This window comes from Roseibium sp. RP-7, assembly GCF_053005225.1.
In genome coordinates, this window is record NZ_JBRKQA010000002.1 from 984424 (window position 1) to 1002313 (window position 17890).

Genomic DNA, 17890 nt, shown 5'->3' on the forward strand with positions numbered 1-17890 from the left:
GTCTGATAAAACCCGTGTTGCCGGGACGACCTCAGCCGGCCAGCTCCCGAGCGCGTTTGACGGCGGCGGCAACCGCCTTGCTCATAACCGGCTGCAATCCTTCGGCGTGCATCAGCACGTCAAGCGCAGCAGCCGTCGTGCCGTTCGGGCTGGTAACGTTCTGGCGCAGGATGGAGGGATGTTCACCGGACTGGTGCATCAACTCCCCTGCCCCGCACACCGTGGCAACGGCCAGCTCATGAGCTATCTCTTCGGGAAGCCCGGCCTGCTTGCCCGCTTCGCTCAAGGCTTCTGCGAGGAAGAAAACATAGGCTGGGCCCGATCCACTGACACCGGTCACCAGATCGATCTGGTCTTCGCTGTCGAGCCAGACCACCTTACCGACCGCCGACAGAAGCTTGGTGACATCTTCGCGGGAAGAAGCGGAAACTGCCTCAGTCGGATACACCGCCGTGATGCCGCGCTTGACCATGGCCGGTGTGTTCGGCATGCAGCGGCAGATCGGCACCTTGCCGAAGTATTCCTCGAATTTGGCAACCGGAGTACCCGCCGCAATCGACAGCACGAGCGTGTCGGCAGCAACGGCAGACTTCAGCCCGGGCAGGACCTGGTCCATGAGCTGTGGCTTGATCGCCACCAGCACGATGCCAGCCGTAAGGTCATCCGGGACCGAAGTCACATGGCGGATGCCGTGTTTCTTGAGGAGGGCGTCCATCTCTTCGGAAAGACGCGGGTCGCTGACCACGATGGCGGCGGGATCGATCCCTTCCGCCATCCAGCCTGATAACATTGCCCCGCCCATCTTGCCGGCTCCGACAAGAAGGAAAGGCCGTTCCTTTGAAAAGCTCATGCTTCTCCTGCGGTTTCAAACAAGGCCGTATTCAACGCCTCGGCTGCCGAATGACCGGCCCAGACGACGAATTGAAAGGCTTGATAGAAACGTTCGCAGTTTTCAAGGGCATTTGTCAGCATTCCCTCGATCTGTGCCGAGGAGGCCTCCGCACCGCCCGCAAGAAGCAGCGACTGCCGGAACATCACCACGTTCTCCTTGTTCCAGAGATCGAAGTGGCCCATCCAGAGCTGTTCATTGACCAGTGCGAGCAGACGGACAACTTCCGTCTTGCGCAATTCGGTGACCTTGAGGTCAAAAGCGCAGGCAAGATGAAGGGCTTCGACTTCCTCCATCCACGAGAAGGAGACGTGGTAATCACACCAGCTCCCCTCCAGGGATATGGTGATCTCGTCTTCGTCCGACCTTTCGAACGTCCAGTCGTTCAAGGCGGCGAACGTCTCGATGGTGTCAACGGGATTACCAGGTCGCTCGAGTTCAAGCTCGATGAGGCTCATGTGCCTACTCCCCTTCTGAGCCGGGGGCCTGGAACCCGATCACGATAACCGGGCGGGCCGCCGGGAAAAGTCCCATGCCGGAGGAGCAAAACGCGTCCTGTTACGGCCCTTTTAGAAGGGAACCGGTTCCGTCTTGCTCCGACGAATCCCTGTTATCTTTCAGTATAGGAGCAGGATTGACTTAAGCGATACATACCAATTGAGCGAAAAAAGCCGAAACTTGTGGACGACTCAGCGGTATTTTTCATCACACTGCCCAAAATCAACGCAAACCCGCCATGTTCACGCGTCGTAATTCTGTCATCAACTATTAACAGAAAACGCTCACATCGACGTCAACAAATCGGGTTAAGCGTCTCCAGCAGCGCCGGATTCCGGATTTTCGAGTTTGGCGATCCGCGATTCGAGCTCGTCGATCCGGTCCAGAGCGCGCACTGCCATCTCTTTGACCGCTTCATGCTCTTCGCGCGAAACCACGTCCATGTCGGACAGGAAACGCTCGGCCTGCGCACGGAAGGCAGTCTCCACCTCGCGGCGGGCACCCTGGGCAACACCGGCGGCGTCGGTCATCAGCTTGGCAAAATCATCGAGAAGACGGTTCGGGCCTTGGGTCATTGGACCCTCCTTGATCGGAAAAACATGCGATGGGAGAGAGGTATGAGGGAATGGCGGGAACTTCAAGGACCAATTCCGCCGCAGCCGAATTCACTATCAACAGGAGCAATCTCCCGAGCCCTCTTGCGGGTAGCGCCCCACCGGCCTGACAAACCCATGTCGGCTTGACGAGGCGGACAAGATCGCGCAAGCGTTCAGCCCGAAACCCGCCCGCGCACCATCGGAAGGTTCTGCCGTGCCGCCTGTTCTGGTTATGCCCTTTCCCGCAATCGATCCTGTACTCGTCGAATTCGGGCCCTTTGCCCTGCGCTGGTACGCGCTTGCCTATATCGTCGGCATTCTGCTGGCCTGGCGCTACATGCGTCTGCTGGTGGCCAACGACCGGCTGTGGGGTGGCATTGCCCGTCCCACACAGCTCGAGATCGACGACTTCGTGCTGTGGGGAACGCTCGGTATCATCATCGGTGGCCGCCTCGGCTACGTGCTGTTCTACAATCCAGGCTATTATATCGCCCACCCGGCCGAAGCGCTCGAGATCTGGACCGGTGGCATGTCCTTCCACGGCGGCTTTGCCGGCACCGTCATCGCGATGATCCTGTTTGCCTGGAAACGCGGCCTGTCGATCTGGACCCTGTTCGACCTTGCCGGCTGCGCGGCTCCCATCGGCCTGTTCTTCGGCCGTATCGCCAATTTCATCAATTCCGAGCTCTGGGGCCGGCCGACGGATGTACCCTGGGCCGTGGTTTTTCCGAACGGCGGACCGGATCCCCGTCATCCAAGCCAGCTCTATGAAGCCGCGCTCGAAGGCATCGTGCTGTTTCTGGTTCTGATGGTGCTCAGCCGGCGCTTCAAGCTTTTGCAAAAGCCCGGCTTTCTTGCCGGTGCCTTTGCCTTCGGCTACGGCATCGCCCGGTCGATAGCAGAACTCTACAGGGTTCCGGATGCCCATATCGGCTATCTGAGCGGCTTTCTCACCATGGGCATACTGCTGTCCGTTCCGATGATCTTGGCGGGCCTCGCAACCATGATATGGGCCGCCCGGCGCCGGACCGGAGCAACCGCGGCGTGACGGGTCTGAAAGACAGGATCAAGGCACGGATAGAAACCGAGGGTCCGCTTTCGGTCGCACAATACATGACCGTTTGCCTTGGGGACCCGGACGCCGGCTACTACATGACACGCGAACCGTTCGGCACCGCGGGCGATTTCGTCACAGCACCCGAAGTCAGCCAGATGTTCGGCGAACTCGTCGGGGCAGCCTGCCTGTCCGCCTGGCAGGCACTTGGAGAGCCCGCAGAATTTCAGCTGGTCGAACTTGGGCCTGGTCGCGGCACACTGATGTCCGACCTCTTGCGGATGGCAGCCCTGCGTCCTGCCTTCGTGAAGGCGGCTCGCCTGAACCTGGTTGAGACCAGCCAGCGACTGAGGGACATGCAGTCAGCGACGCTGAAGCGCGGTCCGTTGAAACCGCAGTTTCGCGACCGGTTACAGGACGTTCCGGACGGCCCGCTGATCCTGGTTGCCAACGAGTTTTTCGACGCCCTGCCGATCCATCAGTTCGTCAAGACCGAACACGGCTGGCAGGAACGCCAGATCGGGCTTTCGCAGCACGAAGAGCTGATCTTCGGTGTCGGCACCGCCCGTTTGCCCGATGACGCTGTACCCGCTGGCCTTTCCACTGCACCGGACGGCACGATCTTCGAAACCCAGCCCGCAGCCAATGCGATCGCCGAAGAAATCGGCCAAAGGATTGCAGACAATGGCGGTGCAGCACTCGTCATTGACTACGGGTATCTGAAGACTGCTGCTGGCGACACGCTCCAAGCACTTTACAGGCACGCCTATGACGACGTCCTGGCTCATCCGGGAGAAGCGGATCTGACCGCCCATGTGAATTTCGAGGCATTGGCGGCGGCGGCAGTGCGGGCGGGCGCCCGCGCTCTTGCGCCGCTGACCCAGGGCGAATTCCTGCTTCGCACCGGTCTTCTGGAACGGGCAGGTGCCCTTGGTGCGGGCAAAACCCACAGCGAACAGGAGGCGATCCGCGATGCCGTCGAACGGCTGGCCGCGCCTGACCAGATGGGGGATCTTTTCAAGGTGCTCGCAGTGACGAATTCCGGAAATTCGTTTCCCCCGTTTGACAGCGCGTCCTGAACACCCCAAGGATCAGTCGCTGGCGTGGCGAATCCCCTCCCCCTCAGGAGCCCTGAATGAAAATTGAAGCAGACGTCTTGAAGCTGGATGGCATCCGGCACGGCTTCTTCACCCGCCAGGGCGGCGTTTCCGGCGGCATTTATACCAGCCTCAATATCGGTCTCGGTTCTGACGATGAGCGCAGCAGCGTTCTTGAAAACCGCGACCGGGTTGCCGGCCAGCTCGGCATTGGCGCCGATCGCCTGGTGTCCCCCTATCAGATCCACTCCGCCGACGTGATCACTGTCAGCGCACCGTTCGCACAGGATGCTGACCGCAAGGCCGATGCCCTGGTCACCGCCACACCGGGCCTTGCCATCGGCATCGCGACGGCCGATTGCGGCCCGCTTCTGTTTGCGGATACCAAGGCGGGTGTCATCGGCGCTGCCCATTCAGGCTGGAAAGGCGCCGTTACCGGCATCTTGCAGAATACGGTTGCCGCCATGGAGGCTCTCGGCGCGACCAGAACCAACATCACGGCGGTGCTGGGTCCGACGATTTCGCAGGGCGCCTATGAGGTCGGCCCCGAATTCAAGGAACGTTTCCTTCAGGAGCACCCGGACAACACCCGCTACTTCAAGCCTTCTGAACGGGCAGAGCACTTCATGTTCGACCTACCCGCCTTCATTACGGACAAGCTTCAGGCTCTTGGACTGGGGGCTGTTGCCGACCTGGCACTGTGCACCTATGCCGATGAAGATCGCTTCTTCTCCTACCGCCGGACGACCCATCGCAAGGAACCGGATTACGGCCGCCAGATCAGCGCGATTGCACTTTTGTGAGGACCACCCATGGCACTTCATTTTTCCGATGCCGAGTTTGAAAGCCGCTTTGACAAGCTGAAAGCCGCCATGGAGGCGCAGAAGCTGGATGCCATGCTGCTCTTCGCCCAGGAGAGCATGTACTGGCTGACCGGCTACGACACCTTCGGTTTCTGCTTCTTCCAGTGCCTCGTGGTGACGAAGGAAGGACGCCGGGTGCTCCTCACCCGATCTGCCGACGAACGCCAGGCCAAGCACACCTCGAACATCGAGGACATCCGCATCTGGATCGACCGCGGCTCCGCCAGCCCGGTGCTGCAGCTGAAGGAACTGCTGTTCGACATGGACCTGCTCGGCTGCAAGCTGGGCGTTGAATACGACACACAGGGCATGACCGGCAAAATAGCGCTGAAGCTGAACGAGGAACTTACCAGTTTCGCCGATGTCAGCGATGCCTCGCCCCTGATCCCCGAACTTCGTGCGGTGAAAAGCGCCGAGGAAATCGTTTATGTGCGCAAGGCCGCGGAGCTGGCGGACAAGGCCTTTTATGCGGCAATGGATGAAATCCACCCCGGAGCCGACGAGGGTCGCATCCTGGCTGCGATGCAGGGAGCCATTTTTGAAGGTGGCGGCGATTACCCCGGCAACGAGTTCATCATCGGCTCCGACCGCGACGCTCTCCTGTGCCGTTACAAGGCAGGTCGCCGGAACCTGTCCGAACAGGACCAGCTGACACTGGAATGGGCAGGCGCCTACCGCCACTACCATGCCGCACTGATGCGCACGGTGGTGATCGGCACGCCGACGGACCGGCATCTGGAGATGTACACCGCCGCACGCGAAGCACTGGCCGCCGTTGAAACACAGCTCGTTCCCGGCAAGACATTCGGCGATGTTTTCGACGCTCATGCGGAACGGGTGGACGCTCATGGCCTGATGCCGCACCGGCTGAACGCCTGCGGTTATTCCCTGGGTGCCAGGTTCACACCAAGCTGGATGGACATGCCGATGGCGTACCGGGCCAATCCGGCCGAGGTAAAGCCCGACATGGTCATCTTCATGCATATGATCCTGATGGATTCCAACTCCGGAACCGCCATGACGCTCGGCCAGACCTATCTGACCACGACCGGAACGCCAGAGTGCTTGTCCAAGCTGCCTCTCGACCTGCCGGTCAAGTCAGGCTAAACCAGTTTCAACCTTGCGGCCCGGTTCGCGTTTCGCGTTTCCGGCAGGGCCGCTGCCACGACGATATCGACCGCGAGAGCCAAGCGTCTCCATGACAGACAAGACCACCCAACAATCCATTTCTTCCCGGCGCCTGTTGGCGGTTCTACTGCTTGGAGCAGGGCTTGCAGCCTGTCAGGCTGCTCCACAGCCCCCTACTCCGATCTCGACCACTGTCACCGCGCCGACGATCGCCGGACAGGTCGACCCGGAAGAAGGCATCACCTTCGCGTTCGAACCGTTTACCGGTGCACCGGGCAACATTGCCGACGAGCTGTCCGAAATGATCGGCTCCGAAGCCCGCAAACAAGGCATCACGCTGGTACGCCGCATCGGCGCGGCCGCCACCTACCGGGTCAATGGCTATCTGTCGGCCACCGGGCAGCCTTCCAACGGCACGGTCTTCTACGTTTTCGACATCGTCGACAGCTCAGGTCGCCGCGTGAAGCGAATCTCCGGAACGGAAGATACCGGCGGAGCCTCGGGCGACCCATGGCAGGCTGTCAGCTCCGGCACGCTGTCGCGCATTGCCAATCGCTCGATGGTGGAAATCAAGGCCTGGCTCAACCGATAATGAATTGCTTTGCCGGGTAATTCCGGCGTGGCGTCACAAAAAATAAAAAAAAGCGGGCGTCAGGCACGAACGCCTGTTGTGGTCCGGTTGCTTGGTTGTTACAACGCCGCCGCCTGCCGAGGGTTTCCGAGCGAGGCTCCCGGCACCCGGCACATGACTTAAGACCTAGGCCTTTCCGCGTGTTTGCAAGGCACAACCTGTCTGCAAAACCGCCGTCGCACCAGAAGGACTTGCGGCTCATGAAGATCGTCGCGGGCAATTCCAACCGAGCCCTGGCTGAGGAAATATCCAAATACCTGGATGCACCTCTCGCCAAATGCCAGGTCCGGCGGTTTGCCGACCAGGAAATCTTCGTAGAAATCCAGGAAAACGTACGCGGCGAAGATGTATTCGTCGTCCAGCCGACCAGCTACCCGGCAAACGACCACCTTATGGAGCTGCTCATCATCATCGATGCGCTCCGCCGGTCCTCTGCCCGCCGCATCACCGCGGTCATTCCGTATTTCGGCTACGCCCGGCAGGATCGCCGCGCCTCCGGCCGAACCCCGATCTCGGCAAAGCTGGTGGCCAATCTCATTACCGAAGCCGGTGCCGACCGCATTCTAACCCTGGATCTCCACGCCGGTCAGATCCAGGGTTTTTTCGATATCCCGACAGACAACCTGTTCGCAGCGCCCGTCATGACGCGCGACATAAAGGAACGCTACGCGACCGACAATGTCATGGTCGTGTCTCCGGATGTCGGCGGCGTGGTGCGCGCCCGTGCACTTGCCAAGCGCATCGAAGCTCCGCTCTCCATCGTCGACAAGCGTCGCGACAAGCCCGGGGAATCGGAAGTCATGAACATCATCGGTGATGTCAAAGGCTATGACTGCATCCTGGTCGATGACATCGTCGACAGTGGCGGCACGCTCTGCAACGCTGCCGAAGCCCTGTTGTCCAAGGGCGCACAGTCGGTAACGGCCTATATCACTCACGGCGTTCTGTCCGGTGGTGCCGTTGCCCGCGTGACCTCTTCCAAGCTGAAGGAGCTGGTTATCACCAACTCCATCGAACCGACTGCCGCCATCACGGCTGCAGCCAACATCCGTGCAATCTCGATTGCCCCGCTGATCGGCGAAGCAATCAACCGCACGGCACTGGAAAAGTCGGTTTCCAGTCTCTTCAGCTGATCGCCGAAACGTCGACCGCTCAAGACGCCCGGCCCGTGCCGGGCGTTTTTGCGTTCAGCCCACATTTTTCTGCAAGACTTGCCTTTTCCGCGATTGCCGTATTGCTCGCTGCCGTAAAGTTGCGGCCACGCCCGAGCCGGCGGGAGGGAATCGGAGCCGGATGCCGGCCCCCACAGGTTTTGCAGCCGGGACCTTGTAACCGCTCCTTCGGGCTGCATTCACGCCGACACCGGACGGGTAGTTTCCACCCCTCACAACCAGTCCGCGCCAAGCTTCACAAATTTTCCCAATTGTTCAAAAAATTTGCCGCCGAAGCTCCTGCCCAGCTTGTGAGCACGCATATTTTGTGGTCATCTAAGTCTGCACAAGGTCTTTTCCAGGGGATTTCAGATGCTCACTTCCAAACCATTTTCCAGGGCCCGCAGGGCCATGTTGACGGCCGCTCTGGCTGTCACAGTATCGGCAGGACTGTCCGTTCCTTCCGCCAATGCCGCCGACCCGGTCAAGGTCGCAGCGATCTACACCGTTCCGGTCGAACAGCAGTGGGTCAGCCGCATCGACAAGGCGCTGAAAGCCGCCCAGGAACGCGGCGAAATCACCTACACCTTCTCCGAAAACGTTGCCAACACCGACTATGAGCGCGTCATGCGTGAATACGCCGAACAGGGCATGGATCTGGTGGTTGGCGAAGCATTCGCCGTCGAGCGCGCCGCCCGCAAGGTGGCTGCGGAATATCCGGACACGGCTTTCCTGATGGGGTCGTCCTTCGGACCGGCTCAGCCGAACTTTGCCGTCTTCGACAACTGGATCCATGAGCCGAGCTATCTCTCCGGCATGATCGCCGGCGCCACCACCAAGTCGAATGTCATCGGCATGGTTGGCGGCTACGCCATTCCCGAAGTGAACCGCCTGATGAACGCCTTCATGGAAGGCGCAACCTCCGTGAACCCGGACGTGAAGTTCCTCGTGACCTTCATCAACTCCTGGTACGACCCGCCCAAGGCCAAGGAAGCTGCCTTCGCGATGATCGACAAGGGTGCGGACATTCTCTACGCAGAGCGCTTCGGCGTTTCCGATGCGGCCAAGGAAAAGGGCATTCTGGCGATCGGCAACGTGATCGACACGGCAAGCGACTATCCGGGCACCATCCTGTCCTCCGCGCTGTGGCACATGGAACCGACCATCGACAAGGCGATCGGCCTTGTCGCCAGCGACACCTTTGAACCTGCCGATTTCGGCCCCTACAGCTTCATGTCCTACGGCGGCGGCAGCTTCGTTGTGGACGAAAGCCTTGCTCCTGCCGACGCGGTTTCCGCGGCAAAGGCCAAGGAGCAGGAAATCCTCGACGGCCTGTTCCGCGTCAATGTGAACGACAGCGAACCGAAATCCACCATGTAGGCTTTCGCCTGCCACGTCCGGCGGTCACAATGACCGCCGGCGATTCCCGGCCGCGGGGTTCAAGCGCGGCACTCATTCTTTTCCCGGGGGGATCATATGGCAGGTCCGGCACAGGACGCTGGTGTCGTGCTGCGATTGGACGGCATCACCAAGCGCTTCGGCGCTCTGACGGCCAATGGCGACGTATCGCTCGATTTGAAACAGGGCGAGATCCTTGCCCTTCTCGGCGAGAACGGCGCCGGCAAGACCACCTTGATGAACATCCTTTTCGGGCACTACGTGGCCGACGAAGGCCGGGTCATGGTTTCGCCGGACGGCTCCGGCTTGAGCGAACTGGAACCAGGGTCGCCGCATGCCGCGCTCCAGGCCGGCATCGGCATGGTGCACCAGCACTTCACCCTTGCCGAAAACCTGAGCGCGCTCGACAACATCCTTCTGGGCACGGAACGGCTTGCCGCGCTTTCCTCTTCCCGGGCGCCTGCCCGCCGCAAACTGGAAGAGCTGATGGCCCGCTCCGGCGTGACGGTTTCCCTCGATGCCCGTATTTCCCAGCTTTCCGTCGGCGAAAAACAGCGGGTAGAAATCCTGAAGGCGCTCTACCGCGATGCCCGCGTGCTGGTTCTGGACGAACCGACCGCTGTGCTGACACCCCAGGAATCCGACACTCTGTTCGCGACCTTGAAAAAGCTGGCCGACGACGGGCTCGGCATCATCTTCATCTCGCACAAGCTGGCGGAAGTCCTTGCCTCTTCGCACCGGGTTGCCGTGCTGCGCGGTGGCCGCAAGGTCGCCGACCTGCCGACAGCGGAATGCGACCGGCGCAAGCTGGCCGAGTTGATGGTCGGCCATGCCATTGTCGAGACAATGCGGTCCCCCGGCACACCGGGCGCACCGCTTTTCGTCTTGAACAAGGCCTCCGCCGGACATGGCCGCGATGCCTTGCACGCGGTCGAACTCACGCTGAAATCCGGTGAAATCCTCGGCATTGCCGGAGTTTCGGGTAACGGCCAGACGACGCTTGCTCGGGTCATTTCCGGTCTGGAACCGCTCACCCAAGGATCCATGACGCTGGAAGGCACGGTGATCGGCCACGCGAGTGCCCGAACCATGATCGACAACGGCCTTGCCCGCATTCCCGAAGACCGTCACCACGACGGCATTGTCGGAGCGATGAGCGTTTCGGAAAACCTTGCCATCGAAGCCATCCGCAAACCGGAAAACCAGCGCCTCGGTCTGCTGCGGTTCTCCGCCATGCGGGAGCGGGCGCGCAACCTGATCAAGGCCTACGATATCCGCTGCCAGAGCGAGGACAGCCCGGCGCGGCTGCTGTCGGGTGGCAATATCCAGAAGATCGTACTGGCCAGAACCCTTGAAACCGTTCCAAAGGTGGTGCTGGCCGCCCAACCCTCGCGCGGGCTGGATGTCGGTGCCACGTCCGATGTTCACAAGCGCCTGCTGGCGGCTCGCGACCGCGGGGCCGGTGTCATCCTGATCTCGGAGGATCTCGACGAACTCATGCGCCTTTCCGACAGGATCGCCGTGATCCACCGCGGGCATCTTTCCGAAGCCGAACCCAGTGAGACACTGGACCGCGGCTCTCTCGGCCTCAGGATGGCCGGACACAATGCGGAGGACGCAGCATGATCCGCTTCGAACCGCGTGGCCCCTCCTCCGTTTCCCGAATGCTGGGTGTATCGATTGCCGCGGCTGTTGCCGCCCTGGTGCTTGCAGCCATCCCCATGGCCTTTGCCGGCTTGTCGGTGTTCGAGGCCTACAGCCTCATGGCCAAGGGCGCCTTCGGCTCACTCTTTGCCTTCACCGAAATGCTGACAAGGGCGACACCGCTGATCCTCACCGGCCTGGCGGCAGCCGTCGCCTTCCGAGCCAAGCTCTGGAACATCGGCGCGGAAGGCCAGCTTTATGCCGGCGCCCTTGCGGCGGTTGCCGTCGGCACTGGCGTCATTTCCGCACCGCCCTACCTTCTCATTCCCATGGTGATTGTTGCCGGTGCGCTCGCCGGCGGGCTGGTCATGCTTGGTCCAACCCTTTTGAAAACACGACTTGGCGTCGATGAAGTCGTCACCACCTTGCTGCTGAACTTCATCATCCTGCTTTTCGTGCAGATGATGCTGGAAGGCCCGATGAAGGACCCCATGGGCATGGGCTGGCCACAGTCGGAACCCATCCTCGATGAAGCAGCCTTGCCCAAGCTGATGGACCGGATGCGCATTCACTGGGGTTTTGTCATCGCCCTCGTTTCATCGCTCGGCGTCTATTTCCTCTTGAAACGCACCGTCTGGGGTTTCGAAATCCGCGCGGTTGGCGAGAACGCCGCTGCCGCCCGTCACGCCGGCATTCCGGTCACCGCAACCTTCATTCGCGTCGGTCTTCTGTCCGGCGCGCTGGCAGGGCTCGCCGGCGTTGGTGAAGTTGCCGGTCTGAAAGGCTATCTGACCGCTGACCTTTCGCCCGGTTTCGGCTATTCCGGCATCGTTGTCGCCATGCTTGCCGGGCTATCCCCGGCCGGTGTCGTTCTGGCGGCTCTTTTCATCGCGAGCATCTTTGTAGGGGCCGATTCCATGTCCCGTGCCACTGGTGTCTCCAACTATCTGGCAGACCTGATCGTCGCCATGGCGCTGTTGTGCGTCCTGGTCTCCGGTCTGTTCCTGCGCTTCAAGATCCGCTTTGTCGGCAGCCAGGCAAACCCGGAGGCGGCAGAATGACCGAGATCCTCGACATTCTCATCTCCGCCAACTTCTGGGCGGCCGCGCTCCGCATCGCGACCCCGCTGATCTTCGGTGTCATCGGAGCGCTTGTTTGCGAACGTGCCGGCGTCCTCAACCTCGGCATCGAAGGCATCTTCACCGCCGGTGCCATGGCCGGCTGGATGGCGGTCTGGCTTGGCGCAGGCCTGTGGGGCGGCGTTCTGGTCGCGGCGATGGCCGGCGCCTTCTTCGGACTGATCCACGCCATTCTGACCGTGCCTCTCGGGCTATCTCAGCACGTCTCGGGCATTGGTGTGACGCTGTTTGCCACTTCGCTCAGTTATTTCATCTACCGGACGGCCCTGCCGGACGTCTCGTCCCCGCCCCGGATCGAGGCTTTCAAGCCGCTCGACATTCCGGGCCTGAGCGACCTGCCGTTCCTCGGGCCTGCCCTGTTCCAGCAGACGCCCCTGACCTTCCTTGCCCTGCTGTTGGTCGCGGTTACGGCCTATGTGCTCTACCGAACCCCGCTCGGCCTGGCCATTCAGGCGGTCGGCGACAATCCGGCTGCCGTGGAATCGCAGGGCCTCTCGGTCTATGCGATCCGCATCGGTACGGTGGTTGCGGGCTCCGCGATCATGGCGCTTGGCGGCGCCTTCCTGACCATGTCGGCCTTCGACGCGTTTTTCTTCGGCATGGTCAACGGCCGTGGCTGGATCTGCATCGCCCTGACGGTGTTCGCCTCCTGGCGACCCGGCAAGGCCCTGATCGGCGCCCTGCTCTTCGGGGCTTTTGATGCCTTCCAGGTGCGTCTTCAGACCGAGGTCGGCAGTTTCATTCCCGGCCAGGTGTTCCTGATGATGCCGTATCTGCTTTCCATCGCCGCGCTGATTGTCGTTGCCCGCCGGGCAGACTATCCAAGGGCTCTTCTTGTGCCCTACTTCCGTGGTCAACGCTGAGACAGTCCCATGAGTTTCGATCTCCTCGTCAAGAACGCCAACCTGCCCGACGGCCGCCACGGCATCGACATTGCCTGCCGGAACGGCCGTATCGAGGCTGTGGAAACCGGGATCACGGCGGACGCCGGCCAGGTGATCGATGCTGGTGGACACCTCGTGTCGCCGCCGTTTGTTGACAGCCACTTCCACATGGATGCGACGCTGTCGCTCGGCCTGCCGCGCATGAACCGCAGCGGCACGCTGCTGGAAGGCATCGCGCTTTGGGGAGAACTGAAGGAGATCCTGACCGTCGATACCGTTGTTGAGCGGGCCCTGAGATATTGCGATCTGGCCGTCTCGCAGGGACTGCTGGCAATCCGCACCCATGTGGATGTGTGCGACGACAGGCTGACCGGCGTCAAAGGCCTGCTGGAAGTGCGAGAGAAGGTGAAGGACTACATCGACCTGCAACTGGTCGCCTTCCCCCAGGACGGGCTCTACCGCTCTGCCACCGCCGAGAAGAACCTTCTGACGGCACTCGACATGGGCGTCGACATCGTCGGTGGCATTCCGCATTTCGAACGCACCATGGACGACGGTGCCCGGTCGGTCGCGCGGCTGTGCGAAATCGCGGCAGAACGCGGGCTGATGGTCGACATGCACTGCGACGAGACCGACGATCCAATGTCGCGCCATATCGAGACGCTCGCCTATCAGACCCAGCGCCTCGGGCTGCAGGGCCGCGTTGCCGGATCGCATCTGACGTCCATGCATTCCATGGACAATTACTACGTCTCCAAGCTGTTGCCGCTGATCGCCGAAGCGGAAGTACATGCCATTGCGAACCCGCTGATCAACATCACGTTGCAGGGTCGGCACGACACGTATCCAAAGCGCCGCGGCCAGACCCGTGTTCCGGAGATGCGATCCTACGGCATCAACGTCGCCTTCGGCCACGACTGTGTGATGGACCCTTGGTACTCGATGGGCTCCGGCGACATGCTGGAGGTCGCCTCCATGGGGCTTCACGTTGCCCAGATGACCAGCCGCGACGCCATCCGCTACTGCTACGACTGCGTCACCGCGCATCCGGCCAAGGCGATGAACCTGGACGGGTACGGCCTGGACAAAGGCTGCAAGGCGGATTTCGTGTTGCTGCAGGCCCGCGACACGATCGAGGCCATTCGCCTGAAGGCAACGCGTCTTGCGGTCGTCAAGTCCGGCAAGGTGATCGCAACAACCCCGGCCCGGCAGGCGCAACTCACCCTCCCCGGACGTCCGGCCCAGGTCGACCCGGCCTCCTACGCTCCGCACGAGGGCTGACCGTTTTTCCAAGTTCGCCCCCTGCGCCTCAGAGCCCCCTTCTCCCGTCATGCCATGGCTCGACCATGGCATCCACGCCGTTTCCCTGCCCCAGATAAGACCTTGGAACCCAGCCCGGTCATGGCATGGATTGCCGGGACGAGCCCGGCAATGACGCGGTGAGTGGTTGGTGCTGATGCGGTTCAGTTCCCGGTCAATTTTCCCGGCAGGCTGAGATCGCCGGAGGCAACGTCGAAGACGTCGACGACGCACAGCAGTGGGGCGTGGACGTTCTGGTTCACCCGCAGGGCCGACGTGACGCCGTCATACGACAGGGTCTCAACAGTGCTTTCATCGGCAAAGGCCACGTTGAGGGTAATTTCCTCTGCCTCCAACACGGGTGAAAATCCAGGGCTGTCGATGTAGATCGGCAGGCCCGGCCAGGTGGCCGGCATCTTCGGGTTGGTACCATCGGGAATATCCTGCACGGAGAGTGCGCCGGCACCGCAGGCCTCGTTCGGTGTCAGCACCACCCAGTGCGAGTGCCATTTCGCGCCATCGTTCAGAAGGTCGCCGTCGCCATCTTCATCAAAAAGCGGTGTGTCGTCGAAATCCGGATGGCTGGTAGCCACCAGCGCAAGGATGCCGTTCCCCCCTTCAAACCCGACCGTTTCCGGCTTCAGTGACGTTGGCCAGACATAGGACTGCACCGGCGCCCCTGCGAGCGCACCGTTTGCCTCCGGCACGCTCGCACCGGCCGTTCCCTTCAGTGTCATGTGGAAGGTTACGACACGCCCCTTGCGGTGCACATGGGCGGCCAGGATGTCGTAGTTCGGGTCGATCTCCGGGTTTTCCTGCGACAGGATTGCTCCCGTCTGGTGGAGCGCGTGATTGCCGCCTGCAGATGCCACAGTCGGCAGGACGATCGTTGACATACCTGCGATCAAAACAGCTTGGGAAATGGATTTGTACATCGGCTTTCTCCTTGATTGAGGACGCAGCCTTATTAGTAGCGAGTCGAAACTATTGCAAGTTTAATTTCGACTCGCTACATAGAGAGCATGTTTGCTCCAACCGACACACAGACCATTCGCGACCTGATCGACCGGTTGACGCGTCTTGCCGCTGCCGAGGAGTGGAACGGGCCTTTGAACCCGTCACAGTTTGCTGCGCTCAACTATCTTGCCCGGGCAAACCGCTTTTCACGCGCGCCCTCGCACGTGGCCGATTTTCTGGCAACGACACGCGGCACGGCTTCGCAAACCCTCAAGGCACTTTCCCGCAAGGAGCTGATTGCCGAAACGCGTTCGGACGAAGACAAGCGCAGCATTCGTTATGACGTCACCCAGGCAGGCCGGGACCTGTTGCAGGACCCTTCGTCTCTGGAGAATGTCATCGACGCCTTGCCGCCGGACGTCGCCGCGTCGCTGGCCTCGTCCCTGAAAGCACTCGTCCTGACGATGCTGCACCAGCGGGGTGGCCGCTCGTTCGGTCTCTGCAGCACCTGCTGCCATCACGAGGCAAGGGAAACGGGGGGCTATTGCAAGCTGCTCAACGTGCCGCTCTCGCCTGTCGATGCCGCACAGCTCTGCCACGAACACACACCAGCCGAAAGCCATCAGCCATGACCGCCAAAGCCCGCATCGTCTCCCTCTTCACCGGAGAACCAGAACACCGTTGGGAGGGCAAGGAGCCGTCTGCCATCCGCAAGACCCGCGCAGATGGCATCCTCCAGGTCAGCTCCACCGGCATCACCACCGACCGTCAGGCGGATCTTTCCGTGCATGGTGGACCGGAAAAGGCACTGCATATCTATCCGTCGGAGCATTATGCCCACTGGCGGGACGCCTTTCCGGAAAAGGCGGAAATCTATCAGCCCGGCGGTTTCGGCGAGAACATCGCTTCAGAAGGCTTTACCGAGGAAGACCTGTGCATCGGCGACATCCTGTCGGCGGGCACGGTCCGCATGCAGATTTCCCAGGGCCGCCAGCCCTGCTGGAAGCTGAACATGCATACAGACAACCCCATGCAGGCAGCCCATTTCCAGAAGACAGGCCGAACCGGCTGGTATTTCCGGGTGCTGCAGGAAGGGTCGTTTCAGGCAGGCGACGAGTTGACCGTCGTTGAACGCCCCTGTCCTGACTGGAACCTGCGCGAGGTCATCCACGCCCGGTTCAACCCTCGGCTGGATCCGGCGGTGGCAAAGGCCCTGTCAGAACTTGAAGAGCTGGCTGAACCCTGGCGTGTCTCCTTCGCCAAAAAAGCCGACCCGGCCTTTCAGGCAGACACATCGAAAAGGCTCAACGGATAGGTCAGGCGCCTTTGGGCGGCAGTGTCAAAGCATTGGCGATGGCAAGATCCAGCCAGTTTTGCAGAACTTCGTCGGTGCAATCGTCCTCACCGACGAAGAACATGCCACTCAACCTGCGCCCGCCCTGTACGATCGGTTCAGCACCCGGCAGTGCCAGCCCGGCAGCATGGCTGGACTTGCCAAGACGGAAGATGAAACGCCGTTCGCCCTCCCTGGTGCGGTCGGCACCCGCGATCATGTGGCCATGCAGCAAAAAGCACATCGCGCCCATCATCCTTTTTTCGCTGATGCCTGCCCTGTTTCCAAGCGCCTCGCGCAAACGGTCGTTGAGGTCTTCATCGATGGCCATGGGGTCGATTCTTTCAGACAGGGAAGGTCAGGAAAACGATTTCGGACAGCGGGAGACACACCCGCACAGAGGACCGCAGCCTCTTCCGGACGAGCCATTCGGTCAACCGGAAGGTTCAGCAAATCTGTGTTACAGACCGGTTTGCAGGTGACCAGCTTGAAATTTCCGCAGTTCCCTGCGACAAACGAGCGACTGCGGACTTGCACTTTCCTTGCGCTTTGGGTATATCCGCGCTCGCGCCTGCACCCCTGGAGGAGGCGCTTCTGGACCGATCCCGGACAACATGAGTCTTCTGGCACGGTGGTTCGCCGGTCCGTTACCTATACACTCGAAGGAGTTTTGCCATGGCTGCCAGCTATGAGCTGAAGGCGTCGGCACGGGACCGGGTGGGCAAGGGGGCCGCACGGGCACTGCGTCGCGAAGGCCTTCTCCCTGCCGTGATCTACGGCGACAAGAAACAGGCACTGCCGATCACCATTCCGGTGAAAGAAACCACCATTACCCTGCACAAGGGTGGTTTCCTTACACACATCGGTATCATCGATGTGGACGGCGAAAAGCATCAGGTTATTGCCAAGGATTTCCAGCTGCACCCGGTACGCGACGACGTCATGCACGTCGACTTCCTGCGCGTTGCCAAGGGCTCCACGCTGACGGTTGAAGTTCCGGTTCACTTCCTGAACGAAGAAACCTGCCCGGGCATCAAGAAGGGCGGCGTCCTGAACATTGTTCGCCACACCGTCGAAATGACCGTTCCGGCCGACAACATTCCGGAAGCTCTCGAAATCGACCTGGCCAAGGCACAGCCGGGCGACAGCCTGCACATTTCCGCAGTTAAGCTGCCGGAAGGCTGCCAGCCGACCATCACCGATCGCGATTTCACCATCGCCACGATCGCTGCTCCGGCCGGTATGAAAGAGACCGACGACGAAGCTGAAGCAGAAGAAGGTGAAGGCGAAGCTGAATAAGCTGCAGCCTTGCTTCAAAAATCGGGAGGC

General features: G+C 61.1%; 19 protein-coding genes. 14 read left to right on the forward strand and 5 right to left on the reverse strand.

What is annotated here, in order from left to right; translation table 11 throughout:
• Nucleotides 1-31 precede the first annotated feature (31 nt).
• The 3 genes from proC to ACVDG9_RS19250 all read right to left on the reverse strand — a co-directional run bounded on the left by proC (nucleotide 32) and on the right by ACVDG9_RS19250 (nucleotide 1962).
• Entirely contained in the window at nucleotides 32-850 is an 819-nt protein-coding gene (gene proC, locus ACVDG9_RS19240; RefSeq protein ID WP_228871833.1) for a pyrroline-5-carboxylate reductase, read from the reverse strand.
• Nucleotides 847-1347, reverse strand: coding sequence for a type III secretion system chaperone family protein (locus ACVDG9_RS19245; protein WP_022998082.1), 501 nt, complete (start codon nucleotides 1345-1347; stop codon nucleotides 847-849). The genes proC and ACVDG9_RS19245 overlap by 4 nt, the downstream gene beginning before the upstream one ends.
• A 348-nt stretch (nucleotides 1348-1695) precedes the next feature.
• On the reverse strand, nucleotides 1696-1962 hold the full coding sequence (locus ACVDG9_RS19250; RefSeq protein WP_022998083.1) for an accessory factor UbiK family protein: 267 nt from the start codon (nucleotides 1960-1962) through the stop codon (nucleotides 1696-1698).
• A 253-nt stretch (nucleotides 1963-2215) separates the two neighbouring features.
• Here ACVDG9_RS19250 and lgt point away from each other — a divergent pair, with 253 nt between their 5' ends.
• From lgt to ACVDG9_RS19305, 11 genes are all read left to right on the forward strand, one after another.
• Nucleotides 2216-3031 (forward strand): prolipoprotein diacylglyceryl transferase, encoded by an 816-nt coding sequence (gene lgt / locus ACVDG9_RS19255; protein ID WP_022998084.1) that lies wholly within the window; start codon nucleotides 2216-2218, stop codon nucleotides 3029-3031.
• Nucleotides 3028-4116, forward strand: a complete 1089-nt coding sequence (locus ACVDG9_RS19260) for a class I SAM-dependent methyltransferase (protein WP_447238736.1) — start codon at nucleotides 3028-3030, stop codon at nucleotides 4114-4116. Before lgt ends, ACVDG9_RS19260 begins: the two co-directional genes overlap by 4 nt.
• Nucleotides 4117-4172: 56 nt before the next feature.
• Complete coding sequence (pgeF, locus tag ACVDG9_RS19265; protein ID WP_022998086.1) at nucleotides 4173-4937, forward strand: peptidoglycan editing factor PgeF; 765 nt, start codon at nucleotides 4173-4175, stop codon at nucleotides 4935-4937.
• Between the two features lie 9 nt (nucleotides 4938-4946).
• Nucleotides 4947-6104 (forward strand): M24 family metallopeptidase, encoded by a 1158-nt coding sequence (locus ACVDG9_RS19270; RefSeq protein WP_022998087.1) that lies wholly within the window; start codon nucleotides 4947-4949, stop codon nucleotides 6102-6104.
• Between the two features lie 91 nt (nucleotides 6105-6195).
• A complete protein-coding gene (locus ACVDG9_RS19275; RefSeq protein WP_022998088.1) occupies nucleotides 6196-6717 on the forward strand; it encodes a hypothetical protein in 522 nt (173 codons plus the stop codon).
• 239 nt (nucleotides 6718-6956) lie between these two features.
• On the forward strand, nucleotides 6957-7889 hold the full coding sequence (locus ACVDG9_RS19280) for a ribose-phosphate pyrophosphokinase (protein ID WP_031268253.1): 933 nt from the start codon (nucleotides 6957-6959) through the stop codon (nucleotides 7887-7889).
• A 390-nt stretch (nucleotides 7890-8279) separates the two neighbouring features.
• The gene (locus ACVDG9_RS19285) at nucleotides 8280-9287 is read left to right on the forward strand and encodes a BMP family protein (RefSeq protein ID WP_031268255.1); all 1008 of its coding nucleotides are present in this window, start codon (nucleotides 8280-8282) and stop codon (nucleotides 9285-9287) included.
• Nucleotides 9288-9383: 96 nt separating this feature from the next.
• Entirely contained in the window at nucleotides 9384-10931 is a 1548-nt protein-coding gene (locus ACVDG9_RS19290; RefSeq protein ID WP_447238737.1) for an ABC transporter ATP-binding protein, read from the forward strand.
• A complete protein-coding gene (locus tag ACVDG9_RS19295) occupies nucleotides 10928-12010 on the forward strand; it encodes an ABC transporter permease (RefSeq protein WP_447238738.1) in 1083 nt (360 codons plus the stop codon). Before ACVDG9_RS19290 ends, ACVDG9_RS19295 begins: the two co-directional genes overlap by 4 nt.
• Nucleotides 12007-12951, forward strand: coding sequence for an ABC transporter permease (locus tag ACVDG9_RS19300; RefSeq protein WP_022998093.1), 945 nt, complete (start codon nucleotides 12007-12009; stop codon nucleotides 12949-12951). The genes ACVDG9_RS19295 and ACVDG9_RS19300 overlap by 4 nt, the downstream gene beginning before the upstream one ends.
• Nucleotides 12952-12960: 9 nt before the next feature.
• On the forward strand, nucleotides 12961-14253 hold the full coding sequence (locus ACVDG9_RS19305; RefSeq protein WP_447238739.1) for an amidohydrolase family protein: 1293 nt from the start codon (nucleotides 12961-12963) through the stop codon (nucleotides 14251-14253).
• 182 nt (nucleotides 14254-14435) lie between these two features.
• Here the strand turns inward: ACVDG9_RS19305 and ACVDG9_RS19310 are convergent, their stop codons facing one another.
• The gene (locus tag ACVDG9_RS19310; protein WP_447238740.1) at nucleotides 14436-15167 is read right to left on the reverse strand and encodes a hypothetical protein; all 732 of its coding nucleotides are present in this window, start codon (nucleotides 15165-15167) and stop codon (nucleotides 14436-14438) included.
• Nucleotides 15168-15293: 126 nt separating this feature from the next.
• On the opposite strand from ACVDG9_RS19310, the gene ACVDG9_RS19315 reads away from it, so the two are divergent.
• On the forward strand, nucleotides 15294-15860 hold the full coding sequence (locus ACVDG9_RS19315; protein WP_447238741.1) for a MarR family winged helix-turn-helix transcriptional regulator: 567 nt from the start codon (nucleotides 15294-15296) through the stop codon (nucleotides 15858-15860).
• On the forward strand, nucleotides 15857-16543 hold the full coding sequence (locus ACVDG9_RS19320; RefSeq protein WP_447238742.1) for an MOSC domain-containing protein: 687 nt from the start codon (nucleotides 15857-15859) through the stop codon (nucleotides 16541-16543). The genes ACVDG9_RS19315 and ACVDG9_RS19320 overlap by 4 nt, the downstream gene beginning before the upstream one ends.
• Before the next feature lies 1 nt (nucleotide 16544).
• Here the strand turns inward: ACVDG9_RS19320 and ACVDG9_RS19325 are convergent, their stop codons facing one another.
• Nucleotides 16545-16892, reverse strand: coding sequence for a TfoX/Sxy family protein (locus ACVDG9_RS19325; protein ID WP_370197661.1), 348 nt, complete (start codon nucleotides 16890-16892; stop codon nucleotides 16545-16547).
• A gap of 344 nt (nucleotides 16893-17236) precedes the next feature.
• Here ACVDG9_RS19325 and ACVDG9_RS19330 point away from each other — a divergent pair, with 344 nt between their 5' ends.
• Nucleotides 17237-17860, forward strand: coding sequence for a 50S ribosomal protein L25/general stress protein Ctc (locus tag ACVDG9_RS19330; RefSeq protein WP_022998099.1), 624 nt, complete (start codon nucleotides 17237-17239; stop codon nucleotides 17858-17860).
• Nucleotides 17861-17890 lie beyond the last annotated feature (30 nt).

Coding starts and splice junctions, on each gene's coding strand:
- proC (WP_228871833.1), bottom strand. CDS start 850: ATGAGCTTTTCAAAGGAACGGCCTTTCCTTCTTGTCGGAGCCGGCAAG.
- ACVDG9_RS19245 (WP_022998082.1), bottom strand. CDS start 1,347: ATGAGCCTCATCGAGCTTGAACTCGAGCGACCTGGTAATCCCGTTGAC.
- ACVDG9_RS19250 (WP_022998083.1), bottom strand. CDS start 1,962: ATGACCCAAGGCCCGAACCGTCTTCTCGATGATTTTGCCAAGCTGATG.
- lgt (WP_022998084.1), top strand. CDS start 2,216: ATGCCCTTTCCCGCAATCGATCCTGTACTCGTCGAATTCGGGCCCTTT.
- pgeF (WP_022998086.1), top strand. CDS start 4,173: ATGAAAATTGAAGCAGACGTCTTGAAGCTGGATGGCATCCGGCACGGC.
- ACVDG9_RS19270 (WP_022998087.1), top strand. CDS start 4,947: ATGGCACTTCATTTTTCCGATGCCGAGTTTGAAAGCCGCTTTGACAAG.
- ACVDG9_RS19275 (WP_022998088.1), top strand. CDS start 6,196: ATGACAGACAAGACCACCCAACAATCCATTTCTTCCCGGCGCCTGTTG.
- ACVDG9_RS19280 (WP_031268253.1), top strand. CDS start 6,957: ATGAAGATCGTCGCGGGCAATTCCAACCGAGCCCTGGCTGAGGAAATA.
- ACVDG9_RS19285 (WP_031268255.1), top strand. CDS start 8,280: ATGCTCACTTCCAAACCATTTTCCAGGGCCCGCAGGGCCATGTTGACG.
- ACVDG9_RS19290 (WP_447238737.1), top strand. CDS start 9,384: ATGGCAGGTCCGGCACAGGACGCTGGTGTCGTGCTGCGATTGGACGGC.
- ACVDG9_RS19295 (WP_447238738.1), top strand. CDS start 10,928: ATGATCCGCTTCGAACCGCGTGGCCCCTCCTCCGTTTCCCGAATGCTG.
- ACVDG9_RS19300 (WP_022998093.1), top strand. CDS start 12,007: ATGACCGAGATCCTCGACATTCTCATCTCCGCCAACTTCTGGGCGGCC.
- ACVDG9_RS19305 (WP_447238739.1), top strand. CDS start 12,961: ATGAGTTTCGATCTCCTCGTCAAGAACGCCAACCTGCCCGACGGCCGC.
- ACVDG9_RS19310 (WP_447238740.1), bottom strand. CDS start 15,167: ATGTCAACGATCGTCCTGCCGACTGTGGCATCTGCAGGCGGCAATCAC.
- ACVDG9_RS19315 (WP_447238741.1), top strand. CDS start 15,294: ATGTTTGCTCCAACCGACACACAGACCATTCGCGACCTGATCGACCGG.
- ACVDG9_RS19320 (WP_447238742.1), top strand. CDS start 15,857: ATGACCGCCAAAGCCCGCATCGTCTCCCTCTTCACCGGAGAACCAGAA.
- ACVDG9_RS19325 (WP_370197661.1), bottom strand. CDS start 16,892: ATGGCCATCGATGAAGACCTCAACGACCGTTTGCGCGAGGCGCTTGGA.
- ACVDG9_RS19330 (WP_022998099.1), top strand. CDS start 17,237: ATGGCTGCCAGCTATGAGCTGAAGGCGTCGGCACGGGACCGGGTGGGC.